This is a genomic window from Streptomyces yunnanensis, assembly GCF_029011865.1.
GTDB classification, from domain to species: domain Bacteria; phylum Actinomycetota; class Actinomycetes; order Streptomycetales; family Streptomycetaceae; genus Streptomyces; species Streptomyces yunnanensis.
Genome location: NZ_CP095749.1, coordinates 5,934,098 through 5,954,364, shown reverse-complemented (window position 1 = coordinate 5,954,364; position 20,267 = coordinate 5,934,098). Strand labels below are relative to the sequence as shown.

General features: G+C 74.5%; 15 protein-coding genes. 4 read left to right on the top strand and 11 right to left on the bottom strand.

Going from position 1 to position 20,267, the window contains the following annotated elements; all coding sequences use genetic code 11:
* Nucleotides 1–137: 137 nt before the first annotated feature.
* From MOV08_RS25960 to MOV08_RS25950, 3 genes are all read right to left on the bottom strand, one after another.
* Nucleotides 138–1,796 (bottom strand): beta-N-acetylhexosaminidase, encoded by a 1,659-nt coding sequence (locus tag MOV08_RS25960; RefSeq protein WP_275309041.1) that lies wholly within the window; start codon nucleotides 1,794–1,796, stop codon nucleotides 138–140.
* 210 nt (nucleotides 1,797–2,006) lie between these two features.
* Complete coding sequence (locus tag MOV08_RS25955) at nucleotides 2,007–2,291, bottom strand: DUF3039 domain-containing protein (protein WP_026247947.1); 285 nt, start codon at nucleotides 2,289–2,291, stop codon at nucleotides 2,007–2,009.
* Nucleotides 2,278–3,468: an MFS transporter gene (locus tag MOV08_RS25950; RefSeq protein WP_039636023.1), complete on the bottom strand. Its 1,191-nt coding sequence runs from the start codon at nucleotides 3,466–3,468 to the stop codon at nucleotides 2,278–2,280. The genes MOV08_RS25955 and MOV08_RS25950 overlap by 14 nt, the downstream gene beginning before the upstream one ends.
* A gap of 126 nt (nucleotides 3,469–3,594) precedes the next feature.
* Between MOV08_RS25950 and MOV08_RS25945 the strand changes: the two genes are divergently transcribed.
* Nucleotides 3,595–4,605, top strand: coding sequence for a LysR family transcriptional regulator (locus MOV08_RS25945; RefSeq protein ID WP_275309040.1), 1,011 nt, complete (start codon nucleotides 3,595–3,597; stop codon nucleotides 4,603–4,605).
* A 37-nt stretch (nucleotides 4,606–4,642) separates the two neighbouring features.
* On the opposite strand, the gene MOV08_RS25940 is transcribed toward MOV08_RS25945, so the two are convergent.
* Complete coding sequence (locus MOV08_RS25940) at nucleotides 4,643–5,323, bottom strand: hypothetical protein (protein ID WP_275309039.1); 681 nt, start codon at nucleotides 5,321–5,323, stop codon at nucleotides 4,643–4,645.
* Between the two features lie 202 nt (nucleotides 5,324–5,525).
* Complete coding sequence (locus tag MOV08_RS25935; protein WP_039636014.1) at nucleotides 5,526–6,200, bottom strand: YqgE/AlgH family protein; 675 nt, start codon at nucleotides 6,198–6,200, stop codon at nucleotides 5,526–5,528.
* Nucleotides 6,201–6,494: 294 nt separating this feature from the next.
* Here MOV08_RS25935 and murA point away from each other — a divergent pair, with 294 nt between their 5' ends.
* Entirely contained in the window at nucleotides 6,495–7,841 is a 1,347-nt protein-coding gene (gene murA / locus MOV08_RS25930; RefSeq protein ID WP_189855872.1) for a UDP-N-acetylglucosamine 1-carboxyvinyltransferase, read from the top strand.
* Nucleotides 7,842–8,037: 196 nt separating this feature from the next.
* Here murA and MOV08_RS25925 read toward each other — a convergent pair whose 3' ends face one another.
* From MOV08_RS25925 to MOV08_RS25910, 4 genes are all read right to left on the bottom strand, one after another.
* On the bottom strand, nucleotides 8,038–8,319 hold the full coding sequence (locus MOV08_RS25925; protein ID WP_004951951.1) for an HU family DNA-binding protein: 282 nt from the start codon (nucleotides 8,317–8,319) through the stop codon (nucleotides 8,038–8,040).
* A gap of 245 nt (nucleotides 8,320–8,564) precedes the next feature.
* On the bottom strand, nucleotides 8,565–9,998 hold the full coding sequence (locus tag MOV08_RS25920; RefSeq protein WP_039636006.1) for an NAD-dependent malic enzyme: 1,434 nt from the start codon (nucleotides 9,996–9,998) through the stop codon (nucleotides 8,565–8,567).
* 569 nt (nucleotides 9,999–10,567) lie between these two features.
* A complete protein-coding gene (locus MOV08_RS25915) occupies nucleotides 10,568–13,012 on the bottom strand; it encodes a HelD family protein (protein ID WP_052286875.1) in 2,445 nt (814 codons plus the stop codon).
* Nucleotides 13,013–13,121: 109 nt separating this feature from the next.
* Nucleotides 13,122–13,736: a CGNR zinc finger domain-containing protein gene (locus MOV08_RS25910; protein WP_275309038.1), complete on the bottom strand. Its 615-nt coding sequence runs from the start codon at nucleotides 13,734–13,736 to the stop codon at nucleotides 13,122–13,124.
* A gap of 303 nt (nucleotides 13,737–14,039) precedes the next feature.
* On the opposite strand from MOV08_RS25910, the gene MOV08_RS25905 reads away from it, so the two are divergent.
* A complete protein-coding gene (locus MOV08_RS25905; protein WP_039636002.1) occupies nucleotides 14,040–14,816 on the top strand; it encodes a class I SAM-dependent methyltransferase in 777 nt (258 codons plus the stop codon).
* A gap of 65 nt (nucleotides 14,817–14,881) precedes the next feature.
* On the opposite strand, the gene MOV08_RS25900 is transcribed toward MOV08_RS25905, so the two are convergent.
* Together MOV08_RS25900 and MOV08_RS25895 are read right to left on the bottom strand one after the other, a co-directional pair.
* Nucleotides 14,882–16,072, bottom strand: coding sequence for a uroporphyrinogen-III synthase (locus tag MOV08_RS25900; protein WP_039635994.1), 1,191 nt, complete (start codon nucleotides 16,070–16,072; stop codon nucleotides 14,882–14,884).
* Nucleotides 16,073–16,250: 178 nt separating this feature from the next.
* The gene (locus MOV08_RS25895) at nucleotides 16,251–17,675 is read right to left on the bottom strand and encodes a nitrate/nitrite transporter (protein ID WP_052286874.1); all 1,425 of its coding nucleotides are present in this window, start codon (nucleotides 17,673–17,675) and stop codon (nucleotides 16,251–16,253) included.
* 673 nt (nucleotides 17,676–18,348) lie between these two features.
* Between MOV08_RS25895 and MOV08_RS25890 the strand changes: the two genes are divergently transcribed.
* Entirely contained in the window at nucleotides 18,349–20,250 is a 1,902-nt protein-coding gene (locus MOV08_RS25890; RefSeq protein ID WP_275309037.1) for an asparagine synthase-related protein, read from the top strand.
* The last annotated feature ends 17 nt before the right edge of the window (nucleotides 20,251–20,267 follow it).

Here is a 20,267-nt window from a genome sequence, read left to right as displayed (position 1 = left end):
ACCCGGTACGCGCGAGGGCCCGCGAAGCGGTGTTCCGTCCTCGAAGAGGGCGCTGGTCCGGTTTCGTCCGCCGATTCCGGTGACCCTGCACCACCGTTCCAGGTCCGGCCGGACGGGCGCCCTCCTTGGGCGCGGGCTCACACGTTTGGGGGCGCCCCGTCGAAGGGGCGTCCGAGGATGCCGGGGCGCTGCTGCCAGGGAAGGGGGCCGCCGGGCGGGCGGTAGTCGACGCCGAGGGCGTCGAGGCGGGCGTAGTGGTCGGCCATCCGCCGGGTGAACTCCGGGTAGTCGCGGGCGGCCGGGGCGGACAACCGGGACCAGGCGACCTCGGCGAACGCGGCCAGCCGCGGGAAGACCTGGTAGTCCAGGCGCTGCCGGCTGTCCATCGCCTCGCTCCAGGCGTTGGCCTGGGTGCCGAGGATCCGCGCGGCCTGTTCGCCCGTCAGCTCCGGTGGCACCGGCTCGAAGCGGTAGACGTCCTCCAGGGTCCGCACGTAGCCGATCGGCACCGGTTCGTCGGCGGAGGCGTGCTGACGGTGGTCCAGATACACCTGCTGCTCGGGGCACATGACGACGTCGTGCCCGGCCTTGGCCGCGGCGACCCCGCCCGCGTACCCGCGCCAGGAGGAAACCGCGGCCCCTTCGGCCAGGCCCCCTTCGAGGATCTCGTCCCAGCCGATGAGCCGTCGGCCGCGGGCGGTGAGCCAGCGGTCGAAGTGCCGGATGAACCAGCTCTGGAGGCCGTCCTCGCCGTCCAGGGACAGCGCGGCGATCCGGGCCTGCGCGGCGGGCGAGGCCCGCCACTGGTCCTTGGGGCACTCGTCGCCGCCGAGGTGCACGAAGGACGACGGGAAGAGTGCGAGGACCTCCTCCAGTACGTGCTCGTAGAAGCGCAGGGTGGTGTCAGTGGGCGCCAGTACGTTGGGATTGACGCCCCAGGTGTCCCAGACCTTCAAGGAGGTGGTGTCGATGACGTCGGTGTTGCCGAGCTCCGGGTACGCCGCGATGGCGGCCTGCGAGTGCCCGGGGATATCGATCTCGGGGACGACGGTGATCTGCCGCGCGGCGGCGTAGGCGACGATCTCGCGGATGTCGTCCTGGGTGTAGTGGCCGCCGTGCGGGCGCGGGTCCCACAGCGGCGAGTCGCGGTGGCCGAGCTTGCTGCGCTCGCGCCAGGCACCGATCGCGGTCAGCTTCGGATAGCGGCGGATCTCCAGCCGCCAGCCCTGGTCGTCGGTGAGGTGGAGGTGCAGGACGTTCAGCTTGTGGGCGGCCATCAGGTCGAGGTAGCGCAACACCCCGTCCTTGGGCAGGAAGTGCCGGGCGACGTCCAGCATCAGGCCGCGCCAGCGGAAACGGGGGGCGTCCTCGACGGTCTGCTCCGGCAGGCCGGGCGTGCGCCCCGGGTCGCGCGGCGCGCTCCGGAAGGCGGCGGGGCCGAGGAGCTGACGGAGTGTCTGTGCGCCCCAGAAGACGCCGGCCGGGCCGCCTCCGGTGACGCGCACGCCCCAGCGGGCGTCGGCGTCGAGCCGATAGCCCTCCTCCGGGAGGGCCGCATCGAGGGCCAGCGTCAGGGTGTCCGGTGCGTCGGCGGGGCCGGGCGGCAGCGGCAGGGCGAAGGCGGCGCCGAGGGTGCTGCGCAGCCAGCGGGCGGTGTCCTCGGTGCCGGGGGCCGCGGCCAGCGCGGTCTGCGCACCGAGCCGCACGGTCCGGGGGCGGGCCCCGGCGTCGCCCAGGTCGCGGCTCAGCGGTGCCGGGATCAGACCCGTGTGGGGAACGGTCTCCAGAGCTGTCACGACGTCAGTCTTCACCGCGCCGCCGCGGGGAGAAACCCGCGCCTGCCGGCCCGTGCCGAAGAGCGCGCCGCCCGGGGACCGGGACGGCGGCAGCCGGGCCGGGCACGGCGACGGGCCCGGGCCCACGAGGGACCCGGGCCCGTGCAGGCCCTGGGCGCGGAGCGGCGGGCCGGGGCGCCGGGCCCAGCGGGCGGGCGCCGCGGCCGGCGGTTACTTCTTGCCGCCGTCCTTGTCCTTGTCGCCACCGGCGCCCATGGATTCGAAGATCTCCTTGCACAGCGGGCAGACCGGGTACTTCTTCGGGTCGCGACCCGGGACCCAGACCTTGCCGCAGAGCGCCACGACGGGGGTGCCGTCGAGCGCGCTCGCCATGATCTTGTCCTTCTGGACGTAGTGGGCGAAGCGCTCGTGGTCGCCGTCGCCGTGCGACACCTGCGGTGTCGGCTCTACGAGGGTCCCCGTACCTGCCCCGCGCTCGGGCTCAAGAGTGCTCATAACTGCCAAGGGTACTCACGCGCGGCGCGGGTCGGGAGCGTCGGCCCGCCACCAGATGCACCAACAGTCCCAGGGCCGCGACCCCGGCCGCCGCCCAGGGCAGCGCGGCCGGCGTCAGTCCCGCGGCCAGGGCCAGCCCGCCGAGCGCCGAGCCGACCGCGCTGCCCAGATAGAGCGCGGAATTGTTCAGCGCGAGGGCGACGGTGCCGCGCTGCGCGCTGGCCTGGAGCAGCCGGTGCTGCTGCGGCACCTGGAACGCCCAGCCCGCCGCGCCCCAAGCCAGCAGGGCGACCACCGCTCCGGGCAGCGCCACCGCCGCCAGCGTCGGCAACAGGGCCTGGGCCGCGGCGACCACCAGCAGAATCACGCCGGCCAGCAGCCGCACCCGTCCGGTCCGGTCCACCAGCGGCCCGGCCAGCACGCTCCCCAGGACACCACCGGCGCCCCAGGCCCACAGGTAGGGGGCGACCTCGTGGACGCCGCCGGCCGCGGCCAGCACCGGCGCGAGGTAGGTGTAGAGGCCGAGGCTGGCCACCGCGGCGAGGAAGGACACCGCGACCACGGGCGCCACCGCGCGGTCGGCGATGGCCGTCAGCCGGGCCCGTACCGGGACGGCGGGCCCCGCGGGCACCTGCGGCAGCAGCACCGCCAGCCCACCGAGCGCGACCGCGCCCAGCGCGGTGACCAGCCAGAGCGTGGCCCGCCAGCCGGTGTGCTCGGCCAGCAGCACCCCGATCGGCACGCCCAGCACGGTGCCCGCGCTCATCCCGCCCATGACGAGCGCCAGCGCCCGGCCGCGCTTCTCCTCCGGGACCAGCGCGGCGGCGGCCGCGGTGGACAGCGCGGAGTAGACGCCGGCGCCGGCGCCCGCGACGACCCGGGCGGCGAGCAGCGCGCCCAGCGACGGGGCCAGCGCGGTCAGGCCGTTGCCGACGGTGAAGACGGCCAGCGCCGCCAGGATGAGCAGCCGGGGCCGCACGCCGGAGAGCAGTCCGGCGACCAGCGGCGCGGAGATCGCGTAGGCCAGCGTGAAGACCGTCACCAGTTGGCCGGCGAGGGACACCCGGGTGCCGATGTCCGCGGCGAGGACCGGTAGCAGCCCCGCCATCACATAGGCGTCCAGGCCGAGGGTGAACGCCCCCAGCGTCAGCAGCCAGACCTTGCGCACCGCGCTCATCTCCCCTGGTGGTCCGGGAGGCGCCGGGGACCGTCCCCGGCCCCGGGACGGACCGACGCGGGGAAACGTAGGCAGTCTCCGGATGGCCGGGGAAATGCCCGGACGGAGCACTTATGCTGGGAGGACATGAATGGTGCCCGCGATATCCAGGACGACGCCGGTACCCAGGGCGGCGCCGACGGCCAGGAGGGCGCCGCGACGGGGCCGGCCTGCGACGACGTCCCCGACCCCACGTCCGACGTCACGTCCGTCGACGCCGACTGGCTCGCCGACCCGGCCCTCGACGGCGTCGAACTCCGGCACCTGCGGGGCTTCCTCGCCGTCGCCGAGGAGCGCAGCTTCACCCACGCCGCGGACCGGCTGCGGACCGGCCAGCCCACGCTGACCCGGGCCGTCCGGGCCCTGGAGACCACGCTCGGCGTCCGGCTGCTGGACCGGACGACCCGCCGGGTCGCCCTCACCGACGCCGGCCGCCGCCTCTACGCCGACCTCGCCCCGCTGCTCCCCCGGCTCGCCGTCGCGCTGCGCTCCCCCGCCGGGCCGGGGGTGCTGCGACTGGGCTTCACCTCGCTGCTGCCGGCCGCCTGCCGCACGCTGGTCACGGAGTTCAGGGCGGCGACCGGCGCCAAGGTCCGGCTCGTCCGACGGGACACCCCGCTGGCCGGGCTGGAGACCGGGGAGTCGGACATCGTGGTGCTCCGCGGCGAGGTGCCGCGGGACGCCGGGCTGCGCACCGCGCTGCTGTTGCAGGAACCGCGGGTGGCCGCCGTGCCGCGGGCCGCCGCCCCGGGGGGCCTGGCCCACCGGCGGGTGCTGGACTGGGCCGAGCTGGCGGAGCTGCCGCTGGTGGTCAACACCGTCACCGGCACCACCCGGCCCGAGCTGTGGCCCGCCGACCGGCGCCCCCAACTCGCCTGCACCGCGGACAACTTCGACGAGTGGCTGGAGGCGGTCGCGGCCGGGCACGGGGTCGGGGTGGCCCCGGAGAGCGTGGCCGAACGGCACCCGCACCCCCAGATCCGCTACGTCCGGCTGAAGAACGCCCCGCCGGTGCCCGTGCGCCTGGCCCTGCCGGCCCGCGACGCCCATCCGCTGGCCGAGCGCTTCTTCACCCTGGGCGGGCAGCACCGCCGCTGACGCCCGCAGGGGCGCTCCGGCGCGCGCCGGAGCGGCGCTACGACGCGACCGCCGGCACTGCGCCGCGGTCCCCGGTCAGCCCCAGGTCGGCGGCGAACGCCAACGCGGCCTCCGGGCGGACCTCGTACCAGCAGTCCGGGCCGCAGACCGCGTCCAGCAGCGCGGAGACGTCCGCCGCCCCGACCGTGCGGGCCGCGGCGGACGCGATGAAGGCGCGGACCGTCTCGGCGGGGTGGACGTCGGTCTCCGTGAGGGCCACCAGGTGCTCGGTGATCTCCCGCACCGCCGCGTCACCGGGCGCCGCCCAGCCCAGCGCCATCTCCAGGCCGTCGTCCGGCATCGTCGCGGGATACGGGGCGCGGGCCCAGACGCCGTCCTCGTACCAGTAGGCGAAGCCGAGGAGGTTGCCCTGGGCGTCGTCGCGCAGCTGCTCCCAGGGCAGCCATGCGGGGCCGCCGGCCAGGAAGTCGATCTGCTTGTCGCCGCTGTGCGTGTAACTCCCGTCGGAGTCCTGGCCGCAGAGCAGGGCCCGGCCGTCGTCGTACAGCTTCAGCCGCCACCAGTACGAGCCGCCGCAGTTCCAGCAGGCCAGCCCGCCCGGTCCCCAGGAGTACTCGTCCCCGTCGTTCATGGCCGCGGCCACCACCGCCAGCGTCGCGGCCCGTGCCCACAACTGCTCGGGATGGTCCAGGTCCTCGGGCACGCTCGGCCTGTGCATGGTGCTCTCCCCCGTCCGATCGGCGCGACCGCGCCCTTGCGCCCGCGCAGCGTTCCTGGCACTCCGAAACGATAGCGACGGGGTCTGACAATTCCCCATGACGAAGCCGTCACAAAATGCGCCCGTGAGCGCCCGGGCGCACTCCCCGGCGCACGAGGCCCCGGCACGCGCGGCGCGGCGACGCCCGGTGCGGTCCGGCGGCTCAGTTCAACGACGGGTCGTCGGGGTAGGTGGCCACCATCGCCAGCTCGTTGCGCTGCCGGCGCAGCACGGCCCGCCACAGCTGCTCCGGATCGGGCGAGGAGACATCGCCCGGCTCCGACTCGACGACGTACCAGGCCCCCTCCACCAGCTCGTCCTCCAACTGGCCGGGCCCCCACCCCGCGTACCCGGCGAAGATCCGCAGGCTGCCGAGGACCGCGGCGAGGAGCTCCGGCGGCGCCTCCAGGTCCACCAGGCCGATCGCGCCGTGCACCCGGCGCCAGCCCAGCGGCTCGTCCCCGGGCCCGGCGCCGTCCGCCGTGTCCGTGACCGGGGCGCCGGCCGTCCCGCCGTCCGCGCCGCCGGTGCGGGTACCGCTCCCCGGGGACGGGGCACCCTCGCCGGAGGGCCCGCCGCCGGGCACCACGGCCACCCCGAGCGCCGAGTCCAGCGAGACCGGGCCGCCCTGGAAGACCACCCCGGGCTCCCCTGCCAGCTCGGCCCAGGGGGCGAGGATGTCGGCGACGCCAACCGGGGTGGGGCGGTTGAGGATCACGCCGAGGGACCCCTCCTCGTCGTGGTCGAGGAGGAGCACCACCGCGCGGTCGAAGTTCGGGTCGGCGAGCGCGGGTGTGGCGACGAGCAGCCGCCCTGTGAGCGAGGACACCTCGGTCATGGCCACATGATCCCGCACTTCCGGCCCGAAGGGGGAGTCAACGCCCGAACCTGCTGGGAGAGCAGGGTGGGCGTACGGCGGCAGGCCCCGGCGCACGGACTTCGCACCGAATGGCCCATTCACGACATTTACCGCATTAGGCATAAAGAGTGATGACGAATCACAGGGGGACCGTAGCGGAGCGTGTTGTGACAAAGCCATTACATGCCCGGAGCAAGGGCGCCGCCACGGGCACCCCCTCTCGCGCCCTTACCATTTCTCGTGGCCCAGACCGACTCCAGGAACGCGAGATCCATGACCGTCTCTACTGACGACGTACTGCTTGTCCACGGCGGCACCCCGCTGGAGGGCGAGATCCGGGTTCGCGGCGCGAAGAACCTTGTGCCCAAGGCCATGGTCGCCGCCCTGCTGGGCAGTGGTCCGAGCCGGCTGCGCAACGTTCCCGACATCCGGGACGTCCGCGTGGTGCGTGGGCTGCTCCAGCTGCACGGCGTCACGGTGCGCCCGGGCGACGAGCCCGGCGAGCTGGTCCTCGACCCCTCGCACGTGGAGAGCGCCAACGTCGCGGACATCGACGCGCACGCCGGTTCCTCGCGCATTCCGATCCTGTTCTGCGGCCCGCTGCTGCACCGGCTGGGTCACGCCTTCATCCCCGGTCTGGGCGGCTGCGACATCGGCGGCCGGCCGGTGGACTTCCACTTCGACGTGCTCCGCCAGTTCGGCGCGAAGATCGAGAAGCGCGCCGACGGCCAGTACCTGGAGGCGCCGCAGCGGCTGCGCGGCACCAAGATCCGGCTGCCGTACCCGTCGGTCGGCTCGACCGAGCAGGTGCTGCTGACGGCCGTGCTGGCCGAGGGCGTCACCGAGCTGTCGAACGCCGCCGTGGAGCCGGAGATCGAGGACCTGATCTGCGTCCTGCAGAAGATGGGCGCGATCATCTCCATGGACACCGACCGGACGATCCGGATCACCGGTGTGGAGAAGCTCGACGGCTACACCCACCGCGCCCTCCCGGACCGCCTGGAGGCCGCCTCCTGGGCGTCCGCGGCGCTGGCCACCGAGGGCAACATCTACGTCCGCGGCGCGCACCAGCGCTCGATGATGACGTTCCTGAACACCTTCCGTAAGGTCGGCGGCGCCTTCGAGATCGACGACGAGGGCATCCGCTTCTGGCACCCGGGCGGCTCGCTCAACGCCATCGCCCTGGAGACCGACGTCCACCCCGGTTTCCAGACCGACTGGCAGCAGCCCCTGGTGGTCGCGCTGACCCAGGCGTCGGGCCTGTCGATCGTGCACGAGACGGTCTACGAGTCCCGGCTGGGCTTCACTGAAGCGCTCAACCAGATGGGCGCACACATCCAGCTCTACCGCGAGTGCCTGGGCGGCTCCGCCTGCCGCTTCGGCCAGCGCAACTTCCTGCACTCCGCGGTCGTCTCCGGCCCCACCAAGCTGCAGGGCGCCGACCTGGTCATCCCCGACCTGCGCGGCGGCTTCTCGTACCTGATCGCGGCGCTGGCGGCGCAGGGCACCTCCCGGGTGCACGGCATCGACCTGATCAACCGCGGCTACGAGAACTTCATGGAGAAGCTCGTGGAACTGGGCGCGAAGGTGGAGCTGCCGAACCACAACCCGCGCGGCTGATCCCCGCTCGTCCCCGAAGGCGCCGGACGGTCACGACGACCGTGCGGCGCCTTCGCCGTACCCGGGCAGCGCCACCGGAGGGCCGGGCCCCGGGCGGGCGGCCCCCCGAAGGCCCCTGGACAGGCCGTACGCGGGCATACGCAAAGGCGGCCACCCCCGGGGAGGGATGGCCGCCTTTCATGCCGTGGCAAGGGCCTTACTTGCCCTTGGCGGCTTCCTTGAGCTTCGAGCCCGCGGAGACCTTGACGCTGTAGCCGGCCGCGATCTGGATCGGCTCACCGGTCTGCGGGTTGCGCGCGGTGCGAGCGGCACGGTGGGTGCGCTCGAAGGTCAGGAAGCCGGGGATGGTGACCTTCTCGTCGCCCTTGGCGACGACCTCGCCGACGGTCTCGGCGAGCGCGGCCAGAACGGCGTCGGCGTCCTTGCGGGTCACCTCGGCGCGATCGGCCAGAGCGGCCACCAGCTCACTGCGGTTCATGTATGTACTCCCGTGTTCTTCTTGCCAATGCGGCGTGAGATCGAAGCCGATGCTGCCAGGGCCCTCGGACGGCCCACCGAACCGGGTCCGTCCTTCAGCTCCCTCGCGCCTGAGGTCCCCCTGGACATTGTCCTTGGGAGAGCATCCTGCCCCCACCTGCGGCGGTAAAGCCAATCCGGCACCCTGGAGGGTCACCCGCCACCCTATGGGTGGCCCGGTGAGGGCAGGTCCTGCGACGCGCCGTCTCAGACGCCCGTGGCGGCCGTCACAGCGTCGCCCGCGGCCTTCGCCGCGTCGCGCACCGCGCCGGCCACCGCGCCCGCGACCTTCTCGTTGAAGACGCTGGGGATGATGTAGTTCGCGTTGAGCTCGTCGTCCAGCACGACATCGGCGAGAGCGCGGGCCGCAGCCAGCATCATCTCGGTGTTCACGGTACGCGAGGCGGCGTCGAGCAGGCCGCGGAAGACCCCGGGGAACACCAGGACGTTGTTGATCTGGTTGGGGAAGTCCGAACGGCCGGTGGCGACGACGGCGGCGGTCTGCCGGGCGAGGGCCGGGTCGACCTCCGGGTCGGGGTTGGCGAGGGCGAACACGATCGCGCCGTCGGCCATCCGTGCCACGTCGTCACCGTCGAGGACGTTGGGGGCGGAGACGCCGATGAAGACGTCGGCGCCGACCACGGCCTCCTTGAGGGTGCCGGTGATGCCGTCGGGGTTGGTGTTGTCGGCGATCCAGCGCAGCGCCGAGTCGGGGTCGGCGTCGACCAGGTCGGCACGGCCGGCGTGCACCACGCCGTGGATGTCGGCGACCACCGCGTGCCCGACACCGGCGGCCAGCAGCAGCTTGAGGATGGCGGTACCGGCCGCGCCGGCGCCGGACATCACGACCCGGACGTCCTCGATCTTCTTGCCGACGACCCGCAGCGCGTTGGTGAGCGCGGCGAGCACCACGATGGCGGTGCCGTGCTGGTCGTCGTGGAAGACCGGGATGTCCAGGGCCTCGCGCAGCCGGGCCTCGATCTCGAAGCAGCGGGGCGCGGAGATGTCCTCCAGGTTGATGCCCGCGAAGCCGGGGGCGATGGCCTTGACGATCTCGACGATCGCGTCGGTGTCCTGGGTGTCCAGGCAGATCGGCCAGGCGTCGATGCCGGCGAAGCGCTTGAAGAGGGCCGCCTTGCCCTCCATGACGGGCAGGGCGGCCTTGGGGCCGATGTTGCCGAGGCCGAGGACCGCGGAGCCGTCGGTGACCACGGCGACGCTGTTGCGCTTGATGGTGAGCCGGCGGGCGTCCTCGGGGTTGTCGGCGATGGCCTGGCAGACCCGGGCGACGCCGGGGGTGTAGACCATGGACAGGTCGTCGCGGTTCCGGATGGGGTGCTTGGACGACATCTCGATCTTGCCACCGAGGTGCATCAGGAAGGTCCGGTCGGAGACCTTGCCGAGCGAGACGCCCTCGATGCCGCGCAGCTGGGAGACGATCTCCTGGGCGTGCGCGGTGGAGGTCGCGGCGATCGTGACGTCGATCCGGAGTTTCTCGTGGCCGGACGCGGTCACGTCGAGGCCGGTGACCGACCCGCCGGAGGACTCCACGGCCGTGGTGAGCTGGCTGACGGCGGTGCCGCTCGCTGGGACTTCCAGTCGCACCGTCATCGAATACGAGACGCTAGGCGCCGTTGCCATGGCCGACTTCCTCTGCTTTCCCTGGTTTGGCTCTAAGCGGCCCCGGGTCTCAGGGGTGCCCGAGCCGGAGCGCGTTGTTCGATCGTCCCACCTACCAGCCGGTACACGGTAACCAGCCACAAATTCCGGAAAGACTCTTCCACCATACGAGAGTTGGCCCGGAGAGCGGAACCCCCCTCGGTGTCGCGAACCAGCCACGGCGCGCCCCGGCACCGGCGCAGGGGAAAAGGGGTGGGGGCGAATCAGTCGGGAAGCCAAGGGGAGACCGGCGGGGGAACCCGGGGGGAATGCGGTGGGAGAACGACCGCGGGCGCCCCTCCCGGAGGAGAGGCGCCCGCGCCGTTGGTTCATGACACCGACCCGCCATGCTCGCCTCGCGGCAAGTGGTCGCTCGTAGCGACGATGGTTGGGCCCGGGGGCTTGGATCGAGCCGGTGCCGCCACCAAGGCTAACAAACCATCCCGGCAAGCGAATCCCGTCCCGCGCGACTGATTTCACAACCCCTCGGATGGCAGCACGCCCGCCGGTGCGGCGGTACACCCGCGCAGGGGCGCACCGCCGGGCCCGAACTAGTCGCGCAGCAGATCCGGTACGCCGTCGGCGTCCGGGTCGTCCGCGGCGGCGGAGAGCACGGTCAGCTGCTGGGTGGCGCGGGTCAGGGCGACGTAGAGCACCCGCAGACCGGCCGGGGACTCGTCGGCGATCTCGGCGGGCGAGACCACCAGGGTGGCGTCGTACTCCAGGCCCTTGGCCTCCAGGGAGCCCAGCGCCACCACGCGGTCGCCGAGCCCGGCCAGCCAGGCGCGGGCCTGCTCGCGGCGGTGCATCGCCACCACGACGCCGACCGTGCCCTCGACCTCGGCCAGCAGCCGTTCGGCCTCGGCGACCGTGGCGCGGGCCAGCGCCGCGTCGGCGGCACCCCGCGCGGCGGGCGCCCCGTCCACGACGCCGAAGCGCGGCTCCAGGCCGGTGGAGCGGACCGCCCTGGGCGACGGGGTGCCGGGCATGGCCAGCGCCAGCACCTTGGACGCCAGCTCCGCGATCTCGGCCGGGTTGCGGTAGTTCACGGTGAGCGTGAAGCGCCGGCGCGGGCGGGTGCCGAGCGCCTCGTCGCGGGCCTCGGCGGCCTCGTCCGGGTCCGACCACGAGGACTGCGCCGGGTCGCCGACCACGGTCCAGGTGGCGTGCCGGCCGCGGCGGCCCACCATCCGCCACTGCATCGGCGTCAGGTCCTGTGCCTCGTCGACGATGATGTGGGCGTAGTCGGTGCGCTCCTCCTCCAGCCGCTCGCGGCGGCCGGAGCGTCCGGCCGAGAACCGGTCCGCGTAGGTGGTGAGCTCCTCCAGGCCGGTCAGCTGGTCCAGCGGGTCGGCCTCGCGCGGGCGGGCCGGTCTGGCCGGGGCGCCCAGGATCTGCTGGAGCTCGTCCAGCAGCGCGACGTCGTGCACCGACAGCGGGCCCCGGCCGTCGCCGCCCAGCCGCCGCAGCGAGCGGGCGAGTTGACGCACCTCGCGGGGGTTGAGCAGACGGCGCGCCCAGCGGCCCAGGCGGCGCTCGTCGGCCATCGCTGCCAGCACCCCGCGCGGGGTGAGTTCCGGCCACCAGGCGTCCAGGAACTCCTGGAACTCCGGCTCGGTGACGAGGTCCTCGTCGAAGCCCTGGCGGACCTCGGCGGCCAGCTCCGGGTCCGAGTAGCGGCGGGCGGCGCCGGACTTGGCCCACAGGGCGTCCAGGATCAGCCGGCGGGCGCGCGGGCGCAGCAGGTTGACCGGGGCGGTGCCGCCCAGCGCGGACTGCCGGATGGCGCGCAGCTCGGCCTCGTCCAGTTCGAGCCGGGCGCCGAACGCGACGACCCGGAGGCGGGTCGGCGGGACCGGGGCGGTGGCCGGGGCGTCCGTCCCCGCGGCGAGGTCCTCCAGGGACAGCTGGGCGTCCTCCGCGGTGCGGGCGCGCGGCGGGGCGGTCGGGGCCGACGCCTCCAGCGCCCCGCGGGCGGCCCTGCGCAGCAGCTTCTGCATCCGCGCCGAGCCCTTGACGCGGGAGACCGCGGGCGGGTCGTAGGCGGTCGCCTCGGCGCCCTCGACGAGTGAGCCGAGGGCCCGGATGGCGACCTGCCCCTCCTCGCCGAGCGACGGCAGCACGCCCTCGGTGTAGGAGACCAGCAGCGGGGTCGGGGAGACGATCAGGATGCCGCCGGCGTAGCGGCGGCGGTCCTGGTAGAGGAGGTAGGCGGCGCGGTGCAGGGCGACCGCGGTCTTGCCGGTGCCCGGCCCGCCCTCGACCTCGGTGACGGAGGCGGCGGGGGCCCGGATCACCATGTCCTGTTCGGCCTGGATGGAGGCGACGATGTCCCGCATGGTGTGGCTGCGGGCCCGGCCCAGCGCGGCCATCAGCGCGCCGTCGCCGATCGCCGGCAGCTCCTCGCCGTTCAGGGTGGCGGTGACCTCCGGGCGCATCAGGTCGTCCTCTACGCCCAGCACCCGGCGGCCCTTGGAGCGGATCACCCGGCGGCGGACGACCCGGCCGGGGGCGACCGGGGTGGCGCGGTAGAAGGGCGCGGCGGCCGGCGCCCGCCAGTCGATGACCAGCGGCGAGTAGTCGGCGTCCAGGACCCCGAGGCGGCCGATGTGCAGCGTCTCGGCGATGGCGGCGCGACCGCCCTGGATCACGCCGTCGGCGGGCTCGACGGAGGTGTAGGCGCCGTCCGGGCCCTTCTTGCCGTCCTTGCCCAGGAGCAGGTCGATCCGGCCGAAGAGGAAGTCCTCGTACTCGGAATTGAGCCGGTGGAGATGAACGCCGGCCTGGAAGACCTGGGCGTCGCGTTCGGCGAGCGCGCCGGGCGTGCCGACCTGGCCGCGCTTGGCGGCGTCGTCCATCAGGAACTCCGCCTCGTGGATCTTCTCCTCAAGGCGCCGGTAGACGAGGTCGAGGTGCGTCTGCTCCGCCTCGATCTCGCGGTCGCGAACGGAATCCGGTGCGTGGTCCGGTGCGTGCGTGGCGTTGTGCGCGGCCACCCAAGCCCCCTTCTGCTGTGCGTAGGGCAGCCGTCAACCGTACGCGAACCCGGCACCGTGCGCACCTGGAGAGACGGACAAAACTGGACGGAGCCGGTCGGATGTTGCCTCAGAACACGGTTCGTACGGGCGGGTCCGGTCGCCCGGCCCGTCCGGTCCGCTGCCGGTGCCGGGCCACCCGGGCGCGGTTGCCGCAGACCTCGCTGGAGCACCAGCGGCGGCGCCGGCCGCGCGAGGTGTCCAGATAGACCAGCCCGCAGCCCTCGCCGGCGCATTGCCGCAGCTGCCCGCGCACCGCGGGGTCGGTGAGCAGCGCGACGGCGTCCCGGGCCACCACCGCCAACAGCCCGGCACAGTCGGGCGGACCGGCCAGGGCGCCGACCAGCGCACCGTCCGGGCCGCGGACGGCCTGCACGGCGGGCGGCGGGGCGGCCCCGGCCGCGGCGTTCAGCAGCACCAGGTCACCGGCGGCGGCCCGGCCACGCAGTTCGGCGCGGACGATCCGGCCCAGCACCTCGCGCAGCGCCCGGAAACGGGCGACCCAGCACGCATCGACGGCGTCCAGCGCGGCGCCGGACGGCACCACCCCCGCACCGGTCAGCCAGGCGGCCAACGACCCGGGTCCGGTGAGCCGTTCGACGGCGACCGGGGCGCCGGCGGCGGTGGCCACCAGGTCCAGGCAGATCCGCCCGCAGTCGAACCGGAGGCCGTAGAGGGCTGCCATGTGCCTGTCACTCCTCGGGAACGAGCACGGGGAACGTGGAGTACGCGGGAAAAGGGGCGGAGGGGGCGTACGGGAGCGCTCCCAGGGTGCCCGGCCGCGCCGCTCCCCGGAACCCCACGGACGACGCGCGGCCCCTCCGGGCCGGCCCGGGGGGGCGGGGCGGGACGGCGGGCACCGGTACCCACGCACACGGCCGCCGCGCGCGCCCCACGTACGCGACCTACGTACACACTCCATGTACACATCCCACGTAGACACCACATGTAGATATCGAGCGTATACATCTGCTGTATAGTCCGCCGCATGTCGCCCTCTCCGCTGCTCAAGAACCGCGCCAGCCTGACCCACAAGCTCGGTTACGCGGTCCGCAACCCCGCCCGGATCGCCCCGTACGTCAAGCGCACCGCCCGCGACACCTGGCTGCGCCTCAAGCACCCCGACCACGTCGCGTACTACCGCGCGGTGATGGCCTCCGACACCGGCCGCAACCCGGAGGCCGCGGTCGGCAGCCGCAGCCACCAGCGCTGGCTGGCGCTGGGCGAGATGCAGTTCGACTACCTGGTGGAGCACGGGCTGCGCCCCGGGCACCGGATGCTCGACATCGGCTGCGGCAACCTGCGCGCCGGCTGGCGCTTCATCGCCCACCTGGACGCCGGCAACTACTACGGCATCGACATCTCGCCCGACATCCTGATAGCCGCCAAGCAGACCCTGACGACCTACGAGCTCCAGGACAAGCTCCCGCACCTGACGATCACCCAGGACCTGAAGCTGGAGTTCCTGCCGTCCGCGCACTTCGACGTCGTCCACGCGCACAGCGTCTTCTCGCACTCGCCGATCCACGTCATCGACGAGTGCCTGGCGCACGTCGGCCGGATCCTGGCGCCCGGCGGGTTCTTCGACTTCACCTTCGACCGCACCGAGGGCACCGAACACCAGGTGCTGCGGGAGGACTTCTACTACCGGACCGAGACCCTGCTGCGGCTGGCCCGTCAGCACGGGCTCCAGGCCCGGTTCATGGAGGACTGGGAGTCCCGGCCGCACGGCCAGTCCAAGATCCGGGTGACCAACCCGGCCTGAGGGAGCCGGGCGGACGGCGGAACGGAGGACGGGACGGACGGCGGGAAGGTGACGACAGGTCCTCGCTAGGCCGTGCCGTCGCCGTACTTCTCGGTGTCCGCCGGGGCGTCCAGCGCCAGCCGGTAGCCGCGCTTGACCACAGTCTGGATCAGCCGGGGCTCGCCGAGCGCCGTCCGCAGCCGCGCCATCGCGGTCTCCACCGCGTGCTCGTCCCGGCCCGTGCCCGGCAGCGCCCGCAGCAGCTCGCCGCGGGCCACCACCCAGCCGGGGCGGCGGGCCAGAGCGCGCAGCAGCGCCATCCCGGCGGGCGGCACCGGCCGCAGCCCGCCGTCCACCACCGCGGCCCGGCCGCGGATCTCCAGCCGCCGCCCGGCGACCGGCAACGGCGGTACCCGGCCCGGGAGTTCCCGGCACAGCAGCTGCACCAGCGGCCCCAGCCGGAAGCGCTCCGGCTGCCGGGTGGGCACGTCCAGCGCCTCCAGCGGCAGCGCCGTCACCGGACCCACGCACGCCACCAGCACGTCCTGCCGGAGCGCGGCCAGCAGCTCCGGCTGGATGCCGCGCTCGGCGGCCCGGCGCAGCAGCGACGCGGCGGCCGGCGCGCTGGTGAAGGTCACCGCGTCCAGGCCGCGCGCCAGCACCGCGTCCAGCAGCCGGTCCACCGGCCCGAGGTCGACCGGCGGCATCCACCGGTACACCGGCACCCCGATCACCTCCGCGCCACCGGCCCGCAGCGCCTCGACGAACCCCGGCAGCGGCTCCCCGTGCAGCTGGACGGCGACCCGCCGCCCGGCGACGCCCTGCGCCAGCAACCGGTCGAGGACCTCGGCCATCGACTCCGAGGCCGGCGACCACTTCTCGGTCAGCCCGGCGGCCCGGATCGCGCCGCGCACCTTCGGGCCGCGGGCCAGCAGCTCCGCGCCGGTCAACCGGCCCAGCAGCGCCTCGCCCAGCCCCCAGCCCTCCGCCGCCTCGATCCAGCCGCGGAACCCGATGGCGGTGGTGGCCACCACCACGTCCGGCGGGTCCTCGGTCAGCGCACGGGTGACGTCGAGCAGTTCGGCGTCGTCCGGCAGCGGCACGATGCGCAGCGCCGGGGCGTGCACCACGTGGGCGCCCCGGCGCTCCAGCAACGCGCCCAGCTCCTCCGCCCGACGGGCCGCGGTCACCCCGACGGTGAAGCCGTCCAGCGGGCGCAGCGCCCGCTCCGGCTCCCCGGGCCGCTCCTGCCCGGCAGGCTCCAGCTGATCGTGCATCGGTCCGTTCCGCTCCGCCCCGAGTGGTCAGTTGCGCCGGGCGCGCCCGTCCGGGGAACGCCCGGGTGCCACGGCTCCGGCGCACCGCGCCAGGTTTCGAGCCTGCCAACGGCACATGACAGGCCCGGTGCGCCAGTATTTCCCCCCTGTTACGGACGCGCCTCCCGGGGCACGGCTTTCAGACGTCGGCGTACACGGGCCGGGGCGCCGCCCCGTCCACCTCCGCGCCGGCCGCCCCGTGCTGCGGCCGGCGCACGTACACCGCCCAGGTGACCGCCCCGCACACCACGTAGAACACCAGGAACGCGGCGAACGCCGCGGCCCCGGAGCCGGTGGCGGCGAACGCCTCCCGGAAGGCGAGGTTGATGCCCAGCCCGCCCAGTGCGCCCACCGCACCGATCAGCCCCATCGCAGCCCCCGACAGCCGCCGCCCGGCCGCCGCGGCCGCCTCGCCGACCAGTCCCCGGCGCGCCGCCCGGGCCAGGAAGATGCCCGGAATCATCTTGTAGGTGGCGCCGTTGCCCAGGCCCGTCAGCAGGAACAGCGCGGTGAACCCGGCGAGGAAGAGCGGCAGCGAGCGCACCGCCGAGGCCGCCAGCACCACCCCGGTGGCCAGGCCCATCGCCACGAAGTTCGCCAGGGTGATCCGCGCGCCGCCGTAGCGGTCCGCCAGCCACCCGCCGACCGGCCGGGCCAGCGACCCCAACAGCGGCCCGAGGAAGGTCAGCGACGCCGCCTGGAGGGGCGTGCGCGCGAACTGGCTCTGCAGGACGAGGCCGAAGGCGAAGCTGTAGCCGATGAACGACCCGAAGGTGCCGATGTAGAGCAGCGCCATCACCCAGGTGTGCCGCTCCCGGGCCGCCGCCACGGCCGCCCCGGTGTCGTTGGCCACCGGCGCGAGGTTGTCCATGAACCGCGCGGCCAGCACCGCCGCGAGCACGATCAGCGGCACGTACACGGCCAGCACGATCCGCGGCTGGGCGGCGCCCGCCGTGCCGATCACCAGCAGCCCCAGCAGTTGCACCACCGGCACCCCGAGGTTGCCGCCGCCGGCGTTCAGCCCCAGCGCCCAGCCCTTCTTCCGCAGCGGGTAGAAGGCGTTGATGTTGGTCATGGACGAGGCGAAGTTCCCGCCGCCGACGCCGGCCAGCGCGGCCACCGCCAGGAACACCCCGTAGGGCGTGCCCGGCACCATCACCACCGCCGCGGCGACCGTCGGCACCACCAGCAACAGCGCGCTGAAGACCGTCCAGTTGCGCCCGCCGAACCGCGCCACGGCGAAGGTGTACGGCACCCGCAGCACCGCGCCCACCGCCGTCGGGACCGCCACCAGGAAGAACTTCCCGGCCGGGTCGATCCCGTACTCCGGGCCCATGAACAGCACCATCACCGACCACAGGCTCCACACGGAGAAGCCGATGTGCTCGGTCAGCACCGACAGGACCAGGTTGCGCCGGGCGGTCCGCTCCCCGGACTCCCGCCAGAACGTCTCGTCCTCAGGGTCCCAGCGCTCGATCCAGCGCCGCCCCTTCCTCACCCGGCCACCCGTACTGCGGGTGCCGTCAGTCGCTGTCGCGGTCGCTGCCGCGGTCTCGGCCGTCATGGCGCCTCCAAGGGTCGGTTCGGTCCGCGGACCGGGTCCGCCCTCGACGCTAGGGACGGCGGGTTACCGCCCTGTGGCAGCACGTGACCTGCGCGAAACCTTGCGCTCACGCGGCGCGGATGCATGCGGTGAGCCGCCGCGGCACATCCGCGGCGTACGGCGCGGGGACGGTGCGCCGCCGTGCACCACGCGCCCCCGCCTTCACCCGAACGGGGTAATGGCACGTGCCGCCGAACACTGCCAGCCTTCTTATCGGACGCACGGAGTGATGAGCCCACCACGCACCGTCGCCGACCGCGGGAGGTGCCTCCCGCCCGACGACGGCCGTTCGCCCCTGCCAGGGCGCCACACCCACCCCCGCAGGGATGCCGGGCTCCCCAGGACAGCGGAAGGAAAGGGATGCCATGCACCGACCACCGCAGCGGATCACGGGCGGACGGCACGGTTCCTGACGTCCCCCGCCCGCCGCGCGATCCCCCTGCCGGGGCACCTCCCCGCCCCGGCAGCATCGAGGCCGGTCCGCCCGGCCGCGGCCGGGCGAGCCCGGGCTCGCCCCCCGACGACGCCCCGCGGCGGCACCGCCCTCCCGTCGCCCGACCCACCACCCCTCGACGACGCCACTACGCGGCGGCAGCGATCGTTGCGCCCCGAGGCCAAGGAACGGTAACCGCCCGTGGATTTCCTGGTGTTCCCCGACCACCCCGTCACCGACCGGCTCACCGCCCGCCTGCCCCGGACCTCCGCCACCCGCACCATCGCCCACCTCTCCGGCCGCCCCTGGATCGTCGGCCACTGGCGGCGCGAGGAGTTGGTGACCGCCCGGGTCGGCCCGCGCTGCGTGGTACTGCTCGGCACGACCTCGGCCACCCCGGACGCGCTGGCCCGGCTGCTGCCCCGGCTGCGCGGCCTCGACGACCTCGCGGAGCTCCGCCACGAACTCCCCGGCAGCTACTTCCTGTTGGCCTGTATGGGCGCCGAGGTGCGCGCCCAGGGCAGCCTCTCCGCGGTCCGCCGGCTGCACCGCACGGAGCTCGGCGGCCTCACCGTGCTGGGCAGCCGCCCCCAGGACCTGGCCGCGCTGGCCCACACGGCGGCCGCGGCCGGACTGCCCGGCGCGCCCCGCACGGGCACGGTCGACGAGGAGGCGCTCGCCGCCCATCTGCTCGCGCCCGGCGCCCCGTTACCCCTCGCACTGCGCACCTGCTGGCGCGCGGTGCACGCCGTACCGCCCGGCCACTGCGCCGCGCACGACCCGGCCGGCCGGTACCGCGAGGTCCGCTGGTGGCACCCGCCGGAGCCGGACCTCCCGCTTCCGGACGCCGTCGAGGCCGTACGGGAGGCCCTCAGCGCGGCCGTGCACGCCCGGACCCCCCGGGCCACGCTCAGCGCCGACCTCTCCGGCTGCCTGGACTCCACCAGCCTGTGTTTCCTGGCCGCCCGCGACGATACCGAGCTGATCACCACCACCTGGGAGGGCCGCGACCCGGCCGACGACGACCCCCTGTGGAGCGCGCACAGCGCCTACCGCCTCAGCCAGGTCCGCCAGGAGGGCCGCCACCTCTCCCTCCCGTATACCGACGCCCCCACCTGGTACACCCCGCCCGCGCAGCCCGCGCACACCGACCCGGCCGGCCCGCTGGCCGCCGTACGGGACGCGGCCCGGCTGCTGCACCAGGCGCGGCTGGTCGCCAGGCTCGGGTCCCGGATGCACCTGACCGGCATCGGCGGCGACGAGCTCTTCGCACCCCGGCCGGTGGCGCTCAACTCCCTCGCCCGCGGCGACTTCCGCGAGGCGTTACGACTGGCCCGCCGGGCCCGGCGGCTCGCCCCCTGGACGCTGCGGGCCACCGTGCGCACCCTGCTCGGCGGCCGCTGCTACCCCCGGTGGCTGGCCGCCGGCGCCGACCGGATCGTCCCCGGCGCCCGCCGCCGGCCCGACGGCACGGACTGGGAGGACGTCCCGGCGATGCCGCCCTGGGCCCATCCGGACGCGGTCGCCACGGTGCGCCGGCTGCTGCGCGAGGCCGCCGCCGCGGCACCCGAGCCGCTCGACCCGCTGCGCGCCCAGCACGAGGTGGCCGCCGCCGCGGTCCGGGCCGGCGAGCGGGTGCGCGGCATCGACGCCCTGACCTCGGCGCACGGTGTGGTCTACGAGGCGCCGTTCCTGGACGACGCGGTGATCGAGGCGGCGCTGGCCGTGCGGCTGGCGGACCGCGTGCCGGGCGGCGGCGAGCCCGTGCTGGCCGCGGCGATGCGCGGCCTGGTGCCCGGACCGGTCCTGGGCCGCGGCAGTCGGCGCGCACACAGCGCGGAGCTGCACGCCGGGCTGCGCCGGAACCGCCGGGCGCTGACCGCGCTGTGCGAGGACTCCCGGTTGGCGGCACTCGGCCTGATCCGGCCGGAGGCGCTGCGCCCGGTCCTGACGTCCCTCCAGCCGGACACCGGCGCGCTGCGGCCGCTGGATCCGACCCTGGCCGCCGAGTTCTGGCTGCGGGCGCGGCCGGCGGCGCCGGACCACGACGCCGCCCCGGCACCCGCCGCCCGGATCTCCGCCCCGGCAGCGGAAGGCGACTGACCCGACCCGGCGCGGGC